We start from the raw sequence: 13,901 nt of genomic DNA on the forward strand, positions 1-13,901 counted from the left end.
CAGGGGCAGGGGTCGTCGTAAGGTGCCGCCGGTCACGATCGCGGCGGCGAGCGTCGCGATCAGCCTAGTGGGGAACATGGCGACCAGCACCGTCGAAGTGGACGCGTGGTGGTGGAGCCCGCTCAACTGGCTGCTGACCGGCCTGTTCGGCCTGGTCATCGTGCTCCCCGCGCTACGCGAGCGGGACACCGGCCAGGTCGCGCCGCTGGAGCCCGCGCTCACTGCTCTCCGGACCATGGTGAAAGACCAGTGGCACAACGAGGCGGTCCGAGTGCTGGCGCTGGAGACGGACCCGATGCCCGTCCAGTGGAACATGATCGACGAGCCGCGCTTCCTCGACGGTCCTGATGGCATCGCCGTCGGCGGGGAGGTGACCTGGTCGGGATCGAGCGACCAGATCGAGGGTCTGGCCGACCGGTTCCGGGGGTCGGGCCGCCGCCTGGTGGTGCTGGGCGGCGCGGGAGCGGGCAAGACGACACTCGCGATCCAGCTCGTCCGCGAACTGGTACGGGACTCCGCCGGCCAGGAGCCGGTGCCGGTGCTGCTGTCGATGAACAGCTGGGACGTCAAGGAGTTCCCGCACTTCGACGACTGGCTGACCGATCGGCTGGAGCAGGGCTATCCGGCGCTGCGCGCGTTCGGCACCGACACGGTGCGCCTGCTCTTCCGCGACGGCAGGATCGTGCCGGTCCTGGACGGGCTCGACGAGATGCCCGCCGCCTCGTTGCCGGCGGTGCTGACCGAGCTCAACCAGGCGCTGCCCGCGGAGACACGGCTCGTCATCACCAGCCGCACCACCGAGTACGCCGATGCGGCGCAGGCGCTGGACCGCGCGGCAGTGGTCGAGGCCGAGCCCCTGTCGGCCACGGCCGCCGCCGGCTATCTGAACAAGATCCTCGACCGGACCAAGCCGCATCCCGGCTGGCAACGCGTTCTGGAGCGGCTGCGGGACGGGCCCGTGACGCCGCTGTCGGAGACGGTCTCCAGCCCTCTGGGATTGTGGCTGCTGCGTACCGTCTACGCCGCCGCTCCGGCCACCGACCCGTCCCCGCTGCTGGATCCCGTCCGCTTCGCCACCGCGGCCGCGCTGCGCGCCCACCTGTTCAACCGGCTCATCCCCGCCCTCATCGAGGCCCGGCCGCCCGCGCGGGGGTCCGACGCCGACCTGTTCCGGCCGCACCGCCTCTACCGGCCAGAACAGGTCACCCAATGGCTCAGCCACCTGGCCGAACTCCTCGATCGCACCCCCGCCGAGGCCGACAGCGTGCAGGTGGGCGGCAAGAGCATAGGGGTCAGAGACTTCGCCTGGTGGCGGCTCGCGGCCACCACCCTCCGCCGGCCGCCCCCAGGACCTGGGGTCTTGCTCGCGCTGCTGCTGGCGAGCGCGGCGTGGGGCCTGATCCTGACGACGTTCCTGCTCAAGGACTTCACCTGGTGGTTCGCCGCCGGCGGCATGGGGATCGTGATCGCCTATCGGGAGGGGCCCAGCCACAGCGACCACGGGACGTGGGCGCACGACCAGCCGGGTTATGTCGACCTCCGTCTCGGACGGCGAACCTTCTCACTGCTCAGCCAACTGCTGTCGGCACTCTCCCTCACCCTCGGAATAGTGATCTGGACGGCGCTGGTGATCGCCGCCGGGTACACGGTGTTCGACCTCGTCACCGGGAAGCCGCTCACGGACGCGCTGGCCGCCACGGTCGCCATGGTGGCGCTGTTCGGGCCCGCGTTGCTGCTCACCTCTCTGACCGACGCCGTGGTGGGCTGGGCCGAGGCGCCGGCCGTGGACGGGCGGGCCAGCACGCCGCTCACGAGCTGGCGTGCGGACCGGAGGCTCAACCTCGTGCGGCTGCTCGTCGGGGGGTTCCTCGGCGCGCTCATCGGCGCGGCCGCGATCGGGGCGGCGGGCGCGTCCCCGATCGAGGTGGCATGGGGAAGCCTGGTCCTGGCCACGGCCGGAGCGGCCTACGGAGCCGTGTCGGGCAAGCAGCACGCGTGGCCGGTCTACGTTCTGGCCACCTTTCGCCTGGCGCGCGGGCGGCAGCTGCCACGCCGGCTGATGGCGTTCCTGGACGACGCCCACCGCCTCGGGCTGCTGCGCGCGGTCGGCCCGCTCTACCAGTTCCGGCACGCCGAGTTCCACGACCACCTCGCCGGCCGCCACGAGCCGTCGCCCACCGGCGTGGCCCGGCCTGCCGTCGGCCCTCACCGCCCCGTGCCCCGCCGCGCGGGCCTGGAGCTCACCCCAGTGCTCTCGCGAACGATCGAGACCGCCCGGAAGGTCTCGAGCGTCACGTTCGGTCCGGACGGCGCCGGCCTGGCGTGGACCGGCGAGGGTACGACCACGCTGACGGACCTGACCGGCCGGCCCCAGCGCGCTTTCCGCCACGGCAGCGGCCTGACCGCCGTCCTCGGCCGCCTGTCCAGCGTGGGCTGGACGGCCGCGATCAGCCCCGACGGCCGGCGGCTCGCCGTCACCGGCGAACGCCTCGACCTCAGGACCAGGGATCTCACCGCCGGAAAGATCTGGATCGTCGACTTCGCCACCGGCGCCGAACTCCTGGAGATCACCCACGGCGGCGGCGTGTGGGCGGTGGCCTTCAGCCCTGACGGCGCCCGCATGGCGTCGAGCGGCACCGGAAACACCACCCGGATCTGGGACGCGACCAACGGCGCCGAACTCCTGCGCATCGCCCACCTGGTCGCCCCGACCGGCATCGCGTTCAGCCCCGACGGGACCCGCCTGGCCACCGCCACCTCCGGCGGATGGTCACAGGACCGGCGCTGGGAGGCAGAGATCTGGGACGCCCAGACCGGCGTGGCGCTTCAGCGGCTGTACGAACCGGCCCCCGGCCCCCAGTGGGCCTTCGGGACGCGCGACGTCGCGTTCAGCTCCGACGGCGCCCGTCTGGCCACCGCGGGCCATCACATCACCCGCGTCTGGGACACCGGCTCCGGCGCCGCTCTCGTGACGCTGCCCGAGGAGTCCAGGCACGTCGCGCTCAGTCCTGACGGCACCCTGCTCGCCGCCGCCGGTCCCGGACCTGACGTCGTGCTCTGGGACGTAGACGCCGACACCGAGGTCCTACGGACAACGCACGGCCAGCGGGCCACCACCGCGGCCTTCAGTCCCGACGGATCCCTGCTCGCGACGGCCGGCGAGGACAAGACCGTCCGTTTATGGGAACTGCGGCAGGGCGTCTGATATATAGATGATCAGTATATATTGATCGCATGAGGCAAATGCAGGAACCCAGCTTCCTGATCCTGACCGCGCTCGCCGCCGGTCCCCAGCATGGGTACGGCGTCATCACCGACGTGGAGCGCATCTCCGACGGCCAGGTCCGCCTGCGCGCCGGCACCCTGTACGCCGCTTTCGACCGTCTCCAGGCGGAAGGACTCATCGCCGAGGACCGGGAGGAGATCGTGGACGGCAGGGTGCGGCGCTACTACCGGCTGACCGGCGACGGCGCGGCCAGGCTGGCGGCGGAGGCCGAGCGGATGCGCCGGCACGCCCGAGCGGCCACCACGCGCCTGCGCGCCGCCGGCGCGGGGGGCACGGTATGAGCCCGTTGGAAGCCCGCTACCGCCGCCTCCTGGCCTGCTACCCACGCGACCACCGAGCCCGGCACGAGGAAGAGATGATCAGCGTGCTGCTGGCCGGGGCGCGGCCGGGCCAAACCCGCCCGGATCCGGCCGACATGGCCGACCTGCTGTGGGGCGCGCTGCGCGTACACGGGCGGCGGGCCTTCGGCCCGGCCTCCGCGCCCGCCTGGCGGGACGGGCTGGCCCTAGCCCTGGCGCTGTGGCCGTTCCTGATGCTGGCCAGCGTGCTGGCGACCGAGTTCGTGGTGGCTGCCGAGGCCCTGCACAACCGCGGCCTCGCCGGCGTGCTGCGACTCGTGCCCTGGCTAGTCGTGGTGGCGCTGGCGGCCGGATACGCGTGCCGATCGGTCGTGGGGCGACGGGCGGCGCTGCTGCTGTTCCTACCGGTGGCCGTCCTCGGCAACCTCGGCGACCTTCCGTACGTATCCACCCCGACAGCCTTCGCCCAGATCGGCTGCGCGGCCCTGGCCTTCGCCGCCGCGGCGGCCCTGACCTGGCGCCGGAGCGGTCCAGCTACTCCCGTCAGGAGCCGACCTTAGGGGCTTTCACGATCTTTGCGACATGAGTGCAATCGATTTCGACGCCTCCCGATTTTCCTGCTTCGCAGACAAAACCCCAATCTCTTACTATTTCGCCAACGACGCCGGTCAGCAGCCAAAGGAAAAACAGCCCCGATAGGGTGAACGCCGTTGTCAGCATGCCGGGCGTCCCGTCCGTGGCGCCCCGCATCTGCGCGAAGAACGCTATGACCCCCATGATCGAGAGCCACAGGCCGCTCGAAAAACCGGCGACCCAATACTTCTTCGCCGCGAGGCGCGAACGCTTGGAAGGAGTACGCCGCTTCTTTACTGTGACCAGGACGCCACAACGGCCGCACTGTGACACGCCCTGATGCGTGAATTCAGGATCCTGCGCCAGCGGTGCGAGGAGCATCGGCATCGCGGTCGGCGTTTCGATGGCATCCGGGCCATAGCCGCCCCTGGACACATACCTGACGTAGCCGAGCTGCCCCCACATCGGTTCCGGCTCCAGGGGAGAGTTCGCCTTGTGTGCCGCCGGACGCGCCATGTCACCCGCCAACCAGTCACGCCCACTCTAGAACCTCATGGTGGAGTCTGCGGCAAGTGGGACGGCCCGTAAACACCCGCAGGTAGAAGGCCGTCGCCATGGGCAGGTACGTATGACGATGGACATCAGCGGAGGCGGCTCGTCGAATCCGATTGCATACGAGCAAGGCGGCACTCAATATGGACCCGGAATCCCAATGAGAGCCGGTGCTCAGATGGCAAACCATTCGAAATACCCACGAATCCGACATCCTGTTAAGCCGCAGCGTTGGTGGAATCGGCCTGCAGTGAAATGGGCCGGAACGGCTATTGCCACCCCAGTGCTTGTCGGCGTGCTGATCTGGGCGATACAACAGCCGTTCACCCCGTCGCCCCGCCCGAGCGCCATACCGGAGCCTCGTACGCCCTCACCGACCCCGACACGCCCCGCGGGGCCGCCACTGTCAGTCGATCTCGTCCAAGTGGAACATTCGGACCTGCATAACACCTGGATCTTTCCCGAGGCAGTGACCCTCTCAGGTGATCAACTTGCCCAGATCAATGCCCTGCCGGAATATTCAGATGCACAGCACAGATGGTTTCGGCAACAAGGTGGCGTCGACCCGTACAGCACCGACTTCAAGATCGTCGTTCACGGAAACGCAGATCGGCCCGTGCGCATCGTCGGAATGAAGGCGGTCCCGCGCTGCGGCCCACCGCTCACCGGCACATTGTTCGAGAGCCCGAGCGCGGGCAGCGAGGACAGCATAAAAATTGGCCTCGACCTCGACGAAACCGACCCCCGAGGCAAGACGCTGGTCAACGACACAGAATGGGGTGGAGATTACTTCCGCGAGAAGACGATCTCCCTCAAACGTGATGAAGAGATCACTTTTCAAGTGACCGCGACAACACAGAAGCATTACTGCGAGTTCTCGATCGCGCTCGATGTGCTCAGCAACGGCAAACTGATCAATCAGCGCATCGACGACCACGGCAAGCCGTTCAAAGTCAGCGCCCGCAACACCGACTACGCCTCGTACCAGAAAATGTATATCGGCGGAGTAGCCAACGCCGACGGCGACGGCAAGTGGCGCAGCGTGGATCCGCAGACCTACCAGTAGGTCGCGATGACGTTTGACGCCGCCCTCCACGCTGGGGCAGGATCTCTCCACCGAGATCATCCAGAGGATCCGAGGGGCCTGGCCCGATGACGGTCCGGCAACCTGCCCGAGGGCAAGGTGCCAACGCCAGGAACGATGAGGAGAGTCCCATGAGCCTCCGGCTCGATGTTCCCGTGCTCCACGGATCGTCCGTTCGGCTGGAGCCGCTGGCGATGAGGCACGCGCCGGATCTGGCGCGGGCGGCAGAGGAGGATCGTTCCTCCTACGGTTTCACCTTGGTTCCCCGGGCCACCGAGATCGAGGATTATCTGGCGGCCCAGTTCGCTCGGGTGGCCGACGGGTTGACGCCGTTCGCGCAGGTTCGGGTGCGGGACGGGATGGCGGTGGGATGCACCGCGTTCTGGGATCCCCGGACCTGGCCGGACCGGCAAGACCTGTGCGCCATCGAGGTCGGTTGGACCTGGCTCGCGGCATCGGCGCAGGGCGCCGGGATCAATCTGGAGGCGAAGCTCCTCCTCTTCACCCATGCGTTCGAGACGCTGGGCGTCACGCGCGTCGACCTCAAGACCGACGCGCGCAACGAGAGGTCACGTCGGGCCATCGAGCGCCTCGGCGCGCGCTTCGAGGGGGTGTTGCGTAGCTGGTCGCCGTCCTGGGCGCCCGGCGAAGCGGGGAAGCTGCGAGACTCGGCCATGTTCTCCGTGGTCGCCGCCGAATGGCCGGCCGTCAAGTCGGCGCTGCACGCTCGCCTCACCACCGTGAGCGCCGGGTAGTCCCCGTGCATCACGCGATGATCATCGCTACCAGAACGAGGGCCGACCCGCCCATCACCACGGCGTGCCGGATGTTCTGGAGGATGGGCATGACCCAGGTGGGAAACCCGCCCTCGGCAGCCTTGAGCAGGGCCCGCACGTCGATGCGCTGAAGCATCGGGTCACCCTTACGGTCGAAGGCGGCCTTCACCGACTTGGCGGCGGTCAGGTTGCTGTACAGGATGAGGAAGTTGCCGGCGAGAACGATCGGCTGGAAGACCCAGGAAAGGGTCTGCCCCCAGTCGCTCCCGGACAGGTTGAGCACGGCCAGCACCGTCATGACCAGGGCGACCGTCACGGGGACGACCGTTTCGTGGCCGCTGGCGTCGAAGCTGAGCTTGTTCTCCTCCAGGACGGAGATGGGCACTCCCTGACGGGTCAGTTCCGCCTCCGCGTTCGCTTTCGCACTGCCCCCGTAGCGGTGGCGCACCAGCGGGATGCTCAGGAAGGCAAGCGCGATGAGCAGTTGCAGTGCCGCGGCGAATGTGATCATGGTGGGTGTTCTCCTCGTCCCGGTGTTCCGTTCTCGATGAAGACGACGATGCCCACCACCGCTGAGACCGGGCTGACCGCGCGCTGTCACGAGCCCGCGGCGACTGTCAGCCTGGACCAGCGACAACCGTCAAAGCCGACTTCGGGCAGATCTCCCGGTACGCGATATCGCCCAGGTAGTGGCTCCACTCCGCTTCGGTGAGCCGGCGGCCCGCGCGCCCGCACACCAGCGCGGCGACCCGTTCGGCTCCGACGGGGATCTCCAGGATGTCGCCGTCGGCCGAGTAGTACAGCGTGCCGCCGTCGGCACTGAAGGTCAGCGAGTCGACATCCTGGATCGTCGCGGGGTCGAAGCCGCCGCCGAGCCGCCGCCTGTTGACGGGGTCCCAGAGCTGGAGTACGCCACCGCTGGCCGCCGCGAGCACGTCCCCGCTCGGTGAGAAGGCCAGGACGCTCGCGGGACCCGCCGCTTTCGGCAGCATGGGACGCAATGCCGTCGGCCCGGAGGGATCCCAGAGCGAGACGCGTCCCGTCTCGTCGTAGGCGATGGCCATGAGACCACGGCTGCTCAGGGCGACACCGTCCCCGCCGGAGGTGGACGTGTCATAGCCCTCCCCGACCAGCTTGCCGGTAGCCACGTCCATGAACCTGCCGGAGCCGGTGGCGAGCCTCTTGCCGTCGGGCAGGTACGGGCCGCCGTCGCTGGTGGTGGGGCTGTCGTGCAGAACCCGGCCGGTGGCCGCGTCGAGCACGGTGAGCCAGTACTTCAGGGTCTGCCCGTCCGGGCCGAGGACGAGCGCGATCGTCCTGCCGTCGGGGCTGAAGACGGCCCGCAACGGTGGGAATCCGTCGACGGCGTGCCGAGAGCGGATCGACCAGATCCGTTTGCGGGTACCGACGTCGACCAGTTCGATCCGGCCGGACTCCGGCGCGATGAGCAGCCGTCTGCCCAGCTCGTCGAACTGCAGCACGGCCAGCATGTCCGGGTCGGCTGGAAAGCGGGCGACCTCCTTGCGCTCGCGCATGTTCCAGAGCCGGACGTACTTGCTGTCAAGGCCGCGGATCGCGGCCCACCTGCCGCCGGGACTGACGATGGCGTCGTCGCCCCCCGTCCTGATCGAGGCGGCGCGCGTGGACAGGTCGACGCTGATCACCGCGTCGTCCATCAGATAGCGCAGGGTCGAGCCGTCGAAACCGACATCGGACAGGTCGCCCTCGGACTGGTACGTGAGCAGCTCAAGGTCGTGGTCGGCGACCTTCCACACCTGGAGCTTGCGTACGTTGAACGCGGCGAGGTAGCGACCGTCGGGGCTGAACCGGAGCCGCGGGAAGTGGCCGACGCAGACGTCACAGGTCCAGACGTCCTTGTTACGACGGCGTCCGGTGGAGGTGTCCAAGAGCACCACCTCGCTGCCCGCGCAGGCCAGGGTGGCGCCGTCGGACGAGAACGCGGCGACCGAGTGCGTCCGGTGGCTGCAGCCCGCGTAGCGATGCTCGGGGGTCCAGCCGGGCAGAGCGTGTTCGGCGAAGCTCTCGCCGGTGAGCAGCAGGTGCTTGCCCGTCGGGTCGATCAGCGGACCCCACCCGTGCAAGGCGGCGATCCTGCCGAACTTCCTGCCGGTGCGCAGGTCCACCAGGTGGTCGAGGTCGTTGTCGTAACTGACCGCGAGGGTTGCCTCGTCCTCGCCGATCGTGACGCCGATCAGCATGCCGCCGGCCGGAAAGAGCTCCTTGAGCAGCCGCTTGCCGGTGGCGAGGTCCCAGACGCCGAGCTCTTCGTGAGTGTAGATCGCCACCAGCCGTCCGGTCCTGCTCAGCACCGGAGCATTGAGCTCCGAGCTGTCTCTCAGCCCCAGCCCCCGCCAGCCGCCCGTCCGCTTGTGCGTGCGGACGTCGTACACGTTGACGCCGCTGTCGCTGACGCTGACCAGCGTGCGGCCATCGCCGCTGAGCGTCCGCCTGGCCACCCCCTTGACCTGGGGGTCGTGGAATGCGGCCGTTTCCTGCTGCTGTAGCGAGGCCATCACCGCTGAGCGGGCCTCGACCTGCGGGGAGACGCGCCAGGCCGCCACGCTGAGCAGCATCGCCAGAACCGGGTCAGTGGTACGCAGCCGGTCCGCCTCAGCCGCCACCTGCTTGGCGGTGACCACGTCGCGCTGACCGGCCGCCTGCTGTCGCTGCCACAGCGCGAGCCCGCTCGCCACCAGCGACACCGCCAGCAAGGCCGCCAGCGCCGTGGTGGTCAGGGCCCGGCGCCTGGCGCGCTTCCTGGTCAGCGCGGTGCCCGCCTGGAGGAAGTCGCGCTCGCGGGGAGTGAGCGTCACGTGGCGGCGGCCGGTGGCCGCCCAGCTCAGTGCCTGTTCCAGGCGGCTGCCCTGGAGCAGGTCGCCGTCGCGCCTGCCGTTGTCGGTCCAGTGCCGGGCCGCGCTGGTGATCTGGCTCAGGACGGCGAGGCCCGTACGGTCGGCGTCCACCCACATGCGCAGCCTGGGCCAGGCTCGCAACAGCGCGGGACGCGACAGCGCGACGGAGTCCTCTTCGGCGGCCACGACGTACGAGAACGTCCGAAGGATGCGCCGGATGGCAGCGACCTCGGGCTCGGGACGCCCGCCGAACAGCTCGTCCTGGGAGACGGTCCTGCCGCTCTCGCGGCCTTCCTCGTCCACGGCGACCAGGCGCAGGAACACCTCGGCGGCCAGCTCACGCTCCTGCGGCCCGAGCGCGCCATAGGCGTCCTCGGCGATGGTGCCGAGCGCCGGGTCGGCCTCGCCCTCCCCGCGCACCCCCTGGGCGGCGCGGCTGCCTTCGGTCAGGAGCCCTCTGGTGTCGCTGCCGTTGCCGCTGACCAGCGCGAGCAGCAGGTCGCGGGAGGCCGGCCTGGTCGCGGGGTCCTTGCGCATCGCGACCGCGACCAGCTCGGCCAGCCGGGGCGGCAGCGCGCTCAGGTCGGGCTGGTGCGACAGCACCCGGTGCATCACGCCGCCGAGGTTGTCGGCGTCGAACGGTTCCTGCCCGGTGGCGGCGTACACCATGATCACGCCCCACGCGAACACGTCCGCCGAAGCGCCCACCCGCTGCCCGGTGAACACCTCGGGCGCCATGTAGCTGGGCGTACCCGACACCTCTCCGGTCCTGGTGAGCGACATGTCCAGGGTCCGCGCGATGCCGAAGTCGATCACCCGCGGCCCGTCGGGACCGAGCAGCACATTGTCGGGTTTCAGATCACGGTGGATGACGCCCGCCTCATGGATCGCCGTCAGCGCCGTCGCGACCGCCGTCGCCAGCCGGTGCAGATCGTCACCGGTGAACCTACGCCCCTCGCGCACGGCCTGCCGCAGACTCGGCCCCGCCACGTACTCCGAGACGATGTACGGCCTGGGCCCGTCCAGCTCCACGTCCAGCACCCTGGCCGTGCAGAACGAGGCCACCCGGCCCGCGGCGGTCGCCTCCTTGGCGAACCGGTCGCGACTGTCGTCGCCACCGGCCGCGTGCAGCATCTTGAGCGCCACCCGGCGCCCGTCCCCGTCGTACGCCTCGTAGACGACCCCCTGCCCGCCCGACCCGATCCGCCCGGCCAGCCAGTAACCCCCGATGTGCTGCGGATCTCCCCCGCTCAGCGATCCCACGGCGGATTAGACGCGCATCGTCACGCGTGAGTTGTCCCACTATCTAGCGCTCCGGAGGAAGCGGGCGCCCCACTCCCGGACATGCGCGGCGAACTCCGGCGGCCCCAGCACCTCGAACTCGGCGCCCACGTTGCCCAGCGCCTGGGTCGGCCAATCGAGGGAGGTCGACGTCATGGTGAGCCGGCAGGTGTCGTGGTCGAGCGGTTCGACGGTGCCCCACTGACCGACCGCCTGCCGTACCCGGGTCGCGGGGGCGTGGACGAGCGCCTCGACCTGGTACGGGGCCGGGATGTTGCTCGCTGTCCGGACGAAGGCCGCGGCGTCCTCGGCCGGGAGCGGACGCGGCCGGAAGCGCGTGCCGGTCGCGGTCGGCTCGGTCAGCCGGTCGAGGCGGAAACTGCGCCAGTCGTGCCGGGACAGGTCGTAGGCGACCAGGTACCAGCGGCCGCCGAGTGCGACGACACGGTGCGGCTCGACCTCGCGGTCGGTGGGGGCGGAGCCTCTGGCCGTGTAGGCGAACCGCAACCGCTCCTGGTCCCGGCAAGCCTGGGCGACCGCGGTGAGCACCCCCGCCGCGACGACCGGCCCGGACGCGGCGACGGAGAGCGTCATCGCCCGCAGGGCGTCCACCCTGGCCCGCAACCGGGGCGGCAGGACTCGTACCACCTTGGTGAGCGCGCGCAGCGACGCCTCCTGCATCCCGGCGATCCCGCTCTGTGCCGCGTCGCCGATGCCCACCGCGAGGGCCACCGCCTCCTCGTCGTCCAGCAGCAGCGGCGGCAGGACGGCACCGGGGGCGAGCTGGTAGCCGCCGTCGGTGCCCCGGGCCGCGCCGACCGGGTAGCCGAGCTCGCGCAGCCGGTCGACGTCGCGGCGCAGCGTCCGCTCGGAGACCCCGAGCCGCTCGGCCAGTTCCAGGCCGGGCCAGTGGCGGTGGGTCTGCAGCAGCGAGAGCAGTCGGAGGGTCCGTGAGCTGGTGTTCGCCATGTCGCCATCCTCGCTGGACTTCCGGTCAAAAAGTGACCGGAAGCCTCTTTAGTGTCGATCTCGAAGGACGTACCGACCTAAGGACCAAGAAATGATCAGCCGTGAGATCCAGCTGGCCGCGCAGATCGCCGGCGCACCGGCACTCGACAACTTCACCGTCGCCACGACCGAGGTGGACGGCGAGGTTCTGGTGCGCACCGACCAGGTAGGGCTCGCCGCGACCTACCTGGAGTTGATGCGCGCGGACTGCACCATCCCGGTGCCGGCCTGGCAGCCGGGCCAGCGGGTGGGCGTGGCCGCCATCGGCACCGTCATCCGATCCGACAGCGCCGAGCTCGCGGCCGGCGACCTGGTCCAGTCGATGACCGGCTGGAGCGAGTACTCGGCGGGCCCAGCCGCCCAGTACATCAAGCTTGATCCCATCGCTGACCCCGGCTACTACCTCGGTCAGGGGCCGACCGCCTACTACGGGATGGCCGACGTGGCGGGCGTCGGCGAGGGCGACGTGGTGTTCGTCTCCGGCGCGGCGGGCGGGATCGGCTCGCTGGCCGGGCAGATCGCCAAGTGCCTGGGCGCGGCGCGGGTGATCGGCAGCGCCGGCAGCCCGGCCAAGGTCGACTATCTGGTGAACGAGCTCGGCTACGATGCCGCGTTCGACTATCACGACGGCTCGGCGGTCGACCGGCTCCGCGAGCTCGCGCCCGAGGGCATTTCGGTGTTCTTCGACGTCGTGGGCGGCGAGCAGTATCAGGCCGCGCTGCGGACGGCCAGGCCCGGCGCCCGCTTCGCACTGTGCGGCTCGCTGTCCAGCCAGCTCGGCGACGCGGCCGAGCGCTTCCCCAAGCCCGATCATGCCGCGGCCCAGGCCCGGAGCGTCGAGCTGCTGCCGTTCTCCTGCTACCACACCCCCGACCAGATCGCCGCCTGGCGGGAACACTTCAGCACCTGGCTGGGCGAGGGCCGCTTCGTCTACCCGCAGACGGCCATCAAGGGCGGGATCGAGGACGTGCCGCAGGCGTTCTTGTCCCTGCTCCAGGGGTCCTACCGGGGCAACGTCTCGGTGCGGCTGTCGTGACGGCCCTCTCGAGCAGGGCCCTGAACCGGGCCCTGCTGGACCGCCAGTTCCTGCTGACCCGCACCGATCACACCCCGTTGGAGGTGATCGGGCGCCTGGTCGCACTGCAGGCGCAAGAGCCCAACTGGCCCTACGTCGGGCTGTGGAGCAGGATCCACGGCTTCACCCACTCCCAGCTCACCACGCTGCTGCAGGATCGGAAGGTGGTCCGCTCCGGCCTGCTCCGCAGTACCCAGCACCTCACCGCGGCCGACGACTTCCGGCGGCTGCGGCCGCTGTTGCAGCCCGTGCTCGACCGCACCGCCCGCTCGGCGTACTTCGCCCGCAACAGCGCGGGCCTGGACACCGCCTCGCTGGTCGCCACCGGGCTTGAGCTGCTGGCGGGCGAAGCGACACCGCGAAAGGAGCTGGCCCGACGGCTGGCCGAACGCCACCCAGGCCGCGACGGGCGCATCCTCGCCGGAGAGGTCGAGCTCAGAGCCCCCCTCATCCACAACCCGGCCACCGGCACATGGGGCTCCTGGGGCACCCGGTCGGCCGTCTCCGTCACGCCTGCCGAGACCTGGCTCGGCCGGCCCATGTCCCCGGCGACCGCCAAGCACCTGATCCGCCGCTATCTGGCAGCCTTCGGCCCAGCCGCGACCATGGACGTACAGGCCTGGTCCGGGCTGACCCGCCTCGGCGAGATCGTCTCCGACATGCGCGCCGAACTACGCCACTACCGCGACCCCGACGGCAGGGAACTGATCGACCTGGCCGACGCCGAACTGCCCGATCCCGACACGCCCGCGCCCGTGCGACTGCTGCCCGCCTTCGACAACGCCCTGCTCGGCCACGCCGACCGCACCCGCATCATCAGCCACGAGGACCGAAAGCGCGTCATGCCCGGCCAGGCACAGGTACGGCCCACCTTCCTCGTGGACGGCGTCGTACGCGGAAGCTGGTCCCTCGAAGGCGACACCCTGCGCCTGACTCCGTTCCGCCCGCTGTCCGCGATCGATCGGACGGCCTTGGAGCAGGAGACGGAGCGCCTGCTGCCGTTCGTGGGAGGCGAGACTGACCGAAAAGCATTTCGGGAAGCAGTAAGCAGCACGTCAGCGCTGAGGATGTAACGTTCATAAAATCTTGCCGAA

Annotated in this window: 11 protein-coding genes and 1 riboswitch; of the genes, 7 read left to right on the forward strand and 4 right to left on the reverse strand. The window is 70.0% G+C overall.

What is annotated here, in order from left to right; genetic code table 11:
* Positions 1-76: 76 nt before the first annotated feature.
* From ACGFNP_RS34625 to ACGFNP_RS34635, 3 genes are read left to right on the forward strand one after another with little or no spacing between them, the layout of a single operon-like run.
* Positions 77-3,205: an NACHT domain-containing protein gene (locus ACGFNP_RS34625; protein WP_393325813.1), complete on the forward strand. Its 3,129-nt coding sequence runs from the start codon at positions 77-79 to the stop codon at positions 3,203-3,205.
* Between the two features lie 29 nt (positions 3,206-3,234).
* On the forward strand, positions 3,235-3,567 hold the full coding sequence (locus tag ACGFNP_RS34630) for a helix-turn-helix transcriptional regulator (protein WP_358331781.1): 333 nt from the start codon (positions 3,235-3,237) through the stop codon (positions 3,565-3,567).
* Positions 3,564-4,145 carry a hypothetical protein gene (locus ACGFNP_RS34635; RefSeq protein WP_393325816.1) on the forward strand — a complete coding sequence of 194 codons (582 nt, stop codon included), beginning with the start codon at positions 3,564-3,566 and terminating at the stop codon, positions 4,143-4,145. The genes ACGFNP_RS34630 and ACGFNP_RS34635 overlap by 4 nt, the downstream gene beginning before the upstream one ends.
* Here the strand turns inward: ACGFNP_RS34635 and ACGFNP_RS34640 are convergent.
* A complete protein-coding gene (locus ACGFNP_RS34640; protein ID WP_393325818.1) occupies positions 4,129-4,674 on the reverse strand; it encodes a hypothetical protein in 546 nt (181 codons plus the stop codon). The genes ACGFNP_RS34635 and ACGFNP_RS34640 overlap by 17 nt on opposite strands.
* A gap of 460 nt (positions 4,675-5,134) precedes the next feature.
* On the opposite strand from ACGFNP_RS34640, the gene ACGFNP_RS34645 reads away from it, so the two are divergent.
* Both ACGFNP_RS34645 and ACGFNP_RS34650 read left to right on the forward strand, forming a co-directional pair.
* Positions 5,135-5,776, forward strand: coding sequence for a hypothetical protein (locus tag ACGFNP_RS34645; protein WP_393325820.1), 642 nt, complete (start codon positions 5,135-5,137; stop codon positions 5,774-5,776).
* 53 nt (positions 5,777-5,829) lie between these two features.
* A riboswitch (SAM riboswitch) is annotated at positions 5,830-5,918 on the forward strand.
* Positions 5,919-5,925: 7 nt separating this feature from the next.
* Positions 5,926-6,549 carry a GNAT family N-acetyltransferase gene (locus ACGFNP_RS34650; RefSeq protein ID WP_393325822.1) on the forward strand — a complete coding sequence of 208 codons (624 nt, stop codon included), beginning with the start codon at positions 5,926-5,928 and terminating at the stop codon, positions 6,547-6,549.
* A 10-nt stretch (positions 6,550-6,559) separates the two neighbouring features.
* Here the strand turns inward: ACGFNP_RS34650 and ACGFNP_RS34655 are convergent, their stop codons facing one another.
* The 3 genes from ACGFNP_RS34655 to ACGFNP_RS34665 all read right to left on the reverse strand — a co-directional run bounded on the left by ACGFNP_RS34655 (position 6,560) and on the right by ACGFNP_RS34665 (position 11,693).
* A complete protein-coding gene (locus ACGFNP_RS34655; RefSeq protein WP_393325824.1) occupies positions 6,560-7,081 on the reverse strand; it encodes a hypothetical protein in 522 nt (173 codons plus the stop codon).
* 106 nt (positions 7,082-7,187) lie between these two features.
* Positions 7,188-10,706: a protein kinase gene (locus tag ACGFNP_RS34660; protein WP_393325826.1), complete on the reverse strand. Its 3,519-nt coding sequence runs from the start codon at positions 10,704-10,706 to the stop codon at positions 7,188-7,190.
* A gap of 39 nt (positions 10,707-10,745) precedes the next feature.
* Positions 10,746-11,693, reverse strand: a complete 948-nt coding sequence (locus ACGFNP_RS34665; RefSeq protein ID WP_393325828.1) for a helix-turn-helix transcriptional regulator — start codon at positions 11,691-11,693, stop codon at positions 10,746-10,748.
* A 91-nt stretch (positions 11,694-11,784) separates the two neighbouring features.
* On the opposite strand from ACGFNP_RS34665, the gene ACGFNP_RS34670 reads away from it, so the two are divergent.
* Positions 11,785-12,768 carry a zinc-binding dehydrogenase gene (locus ACGFNP_RS34670; RefSeq protein ID WP_393325830.1) on the forward strand — a complete coding sequence of 328 codons (984 nt, stop codon included), beginning with the start codon at positions 11,785-11,787 and terminating at the stop codon, positions 12,766-12,768.
* Complete coding sequence (locus tag ACGFNP_RS34675) at positions 12,765-13,880, forward strand: winged helix DNA-binding domain-containing protein (RefSeq protein WP_393325832.1); 1,116 nt, start codon at positions 12,765-12,767, stop codon at positions 13,878-13,880. The genes ACGFNP_RS34670 and ACGFNP_RS34675 overlap by 4 nt, the downstream gene beginning before the upstream one ends.
* Positions 13,881-13,901 lie beyond the last annotated feature (21 nt).

Origin of the sequence: Nonomuraea sp. NPDC049269, assembly GCF_043197155.1 — a bacterium.
GTDB lineage: Bacteria > Actinomycetota > Actinomycetes > Streptosporangiales > Streptosporangiaceae > Nonomuraea.

What these genes read in the sequence shown, in the direction of transcription:
- ACGFNP_RS34670 (WP_393325830.1), top strand. Translation starts at nt 11,785, where the DNA reads ATGATCAGCCGTGAGATCCAGCTGGCCGCGCAGATCGCCGGCGCACCG.
- ACGFNP_RS34630 (WP_358331781.1), top strand. Translation starts at nt 3,235, where the DNA reads ATGAGGCAAATGCAGGAACCCAGCTTCCTGATCCTGACCGCGCTCGCC.
- ACGFNP_RS34655 (WP_393325824.1), bottom strand. Translation starts at nt 7,081, where the DNA reads ATGATCACATTCGCCGCGGCACTGCAACTGCTCATCGCGCTTGCCTTC.
- ACGFNP_RS34625 (WP_393325813.1), top strand. Translation starts at nt 77, where the DNA reads ATGGCGACCAGCACCGTCGAAGTGGACGCGTGGTGGTGGAGCCCGCTC.
- ACGFNP_RS34640 (WP_393325818.1), bottom strand. Translation starts at nt 4,674, where the DNA reads ATGGCGCGTCCGGCGGCACACAAGGCGAACTCTCCCCTGGAGCCGGAA.
- ACGFNP_RS34635 (WP_393325816.1), top strand. Translation starts at nt 3,564, where the DNA reads ATGAGCCCGTTGGAAGCCCGCTACCGCCGCCTCCTGGCCTGCTACCCA.
- ACGFNP_RS34650 (WP_393325822.1), top strand. Translation starts at nt 5,926, where the DNA reads ATGAGCCTCCGGCTCGATGTTCCCGTGCTCCACGGATCGTCCGTTCGG.
- ACGFNP_RS34665 (WP_393325828.1), bottom strand. Translation starts at nt 11,693, where the DNA reads ATGGCGAACACCAGCTCACGGACCCTCCGACTGCTCTCGCTGCTGCAG.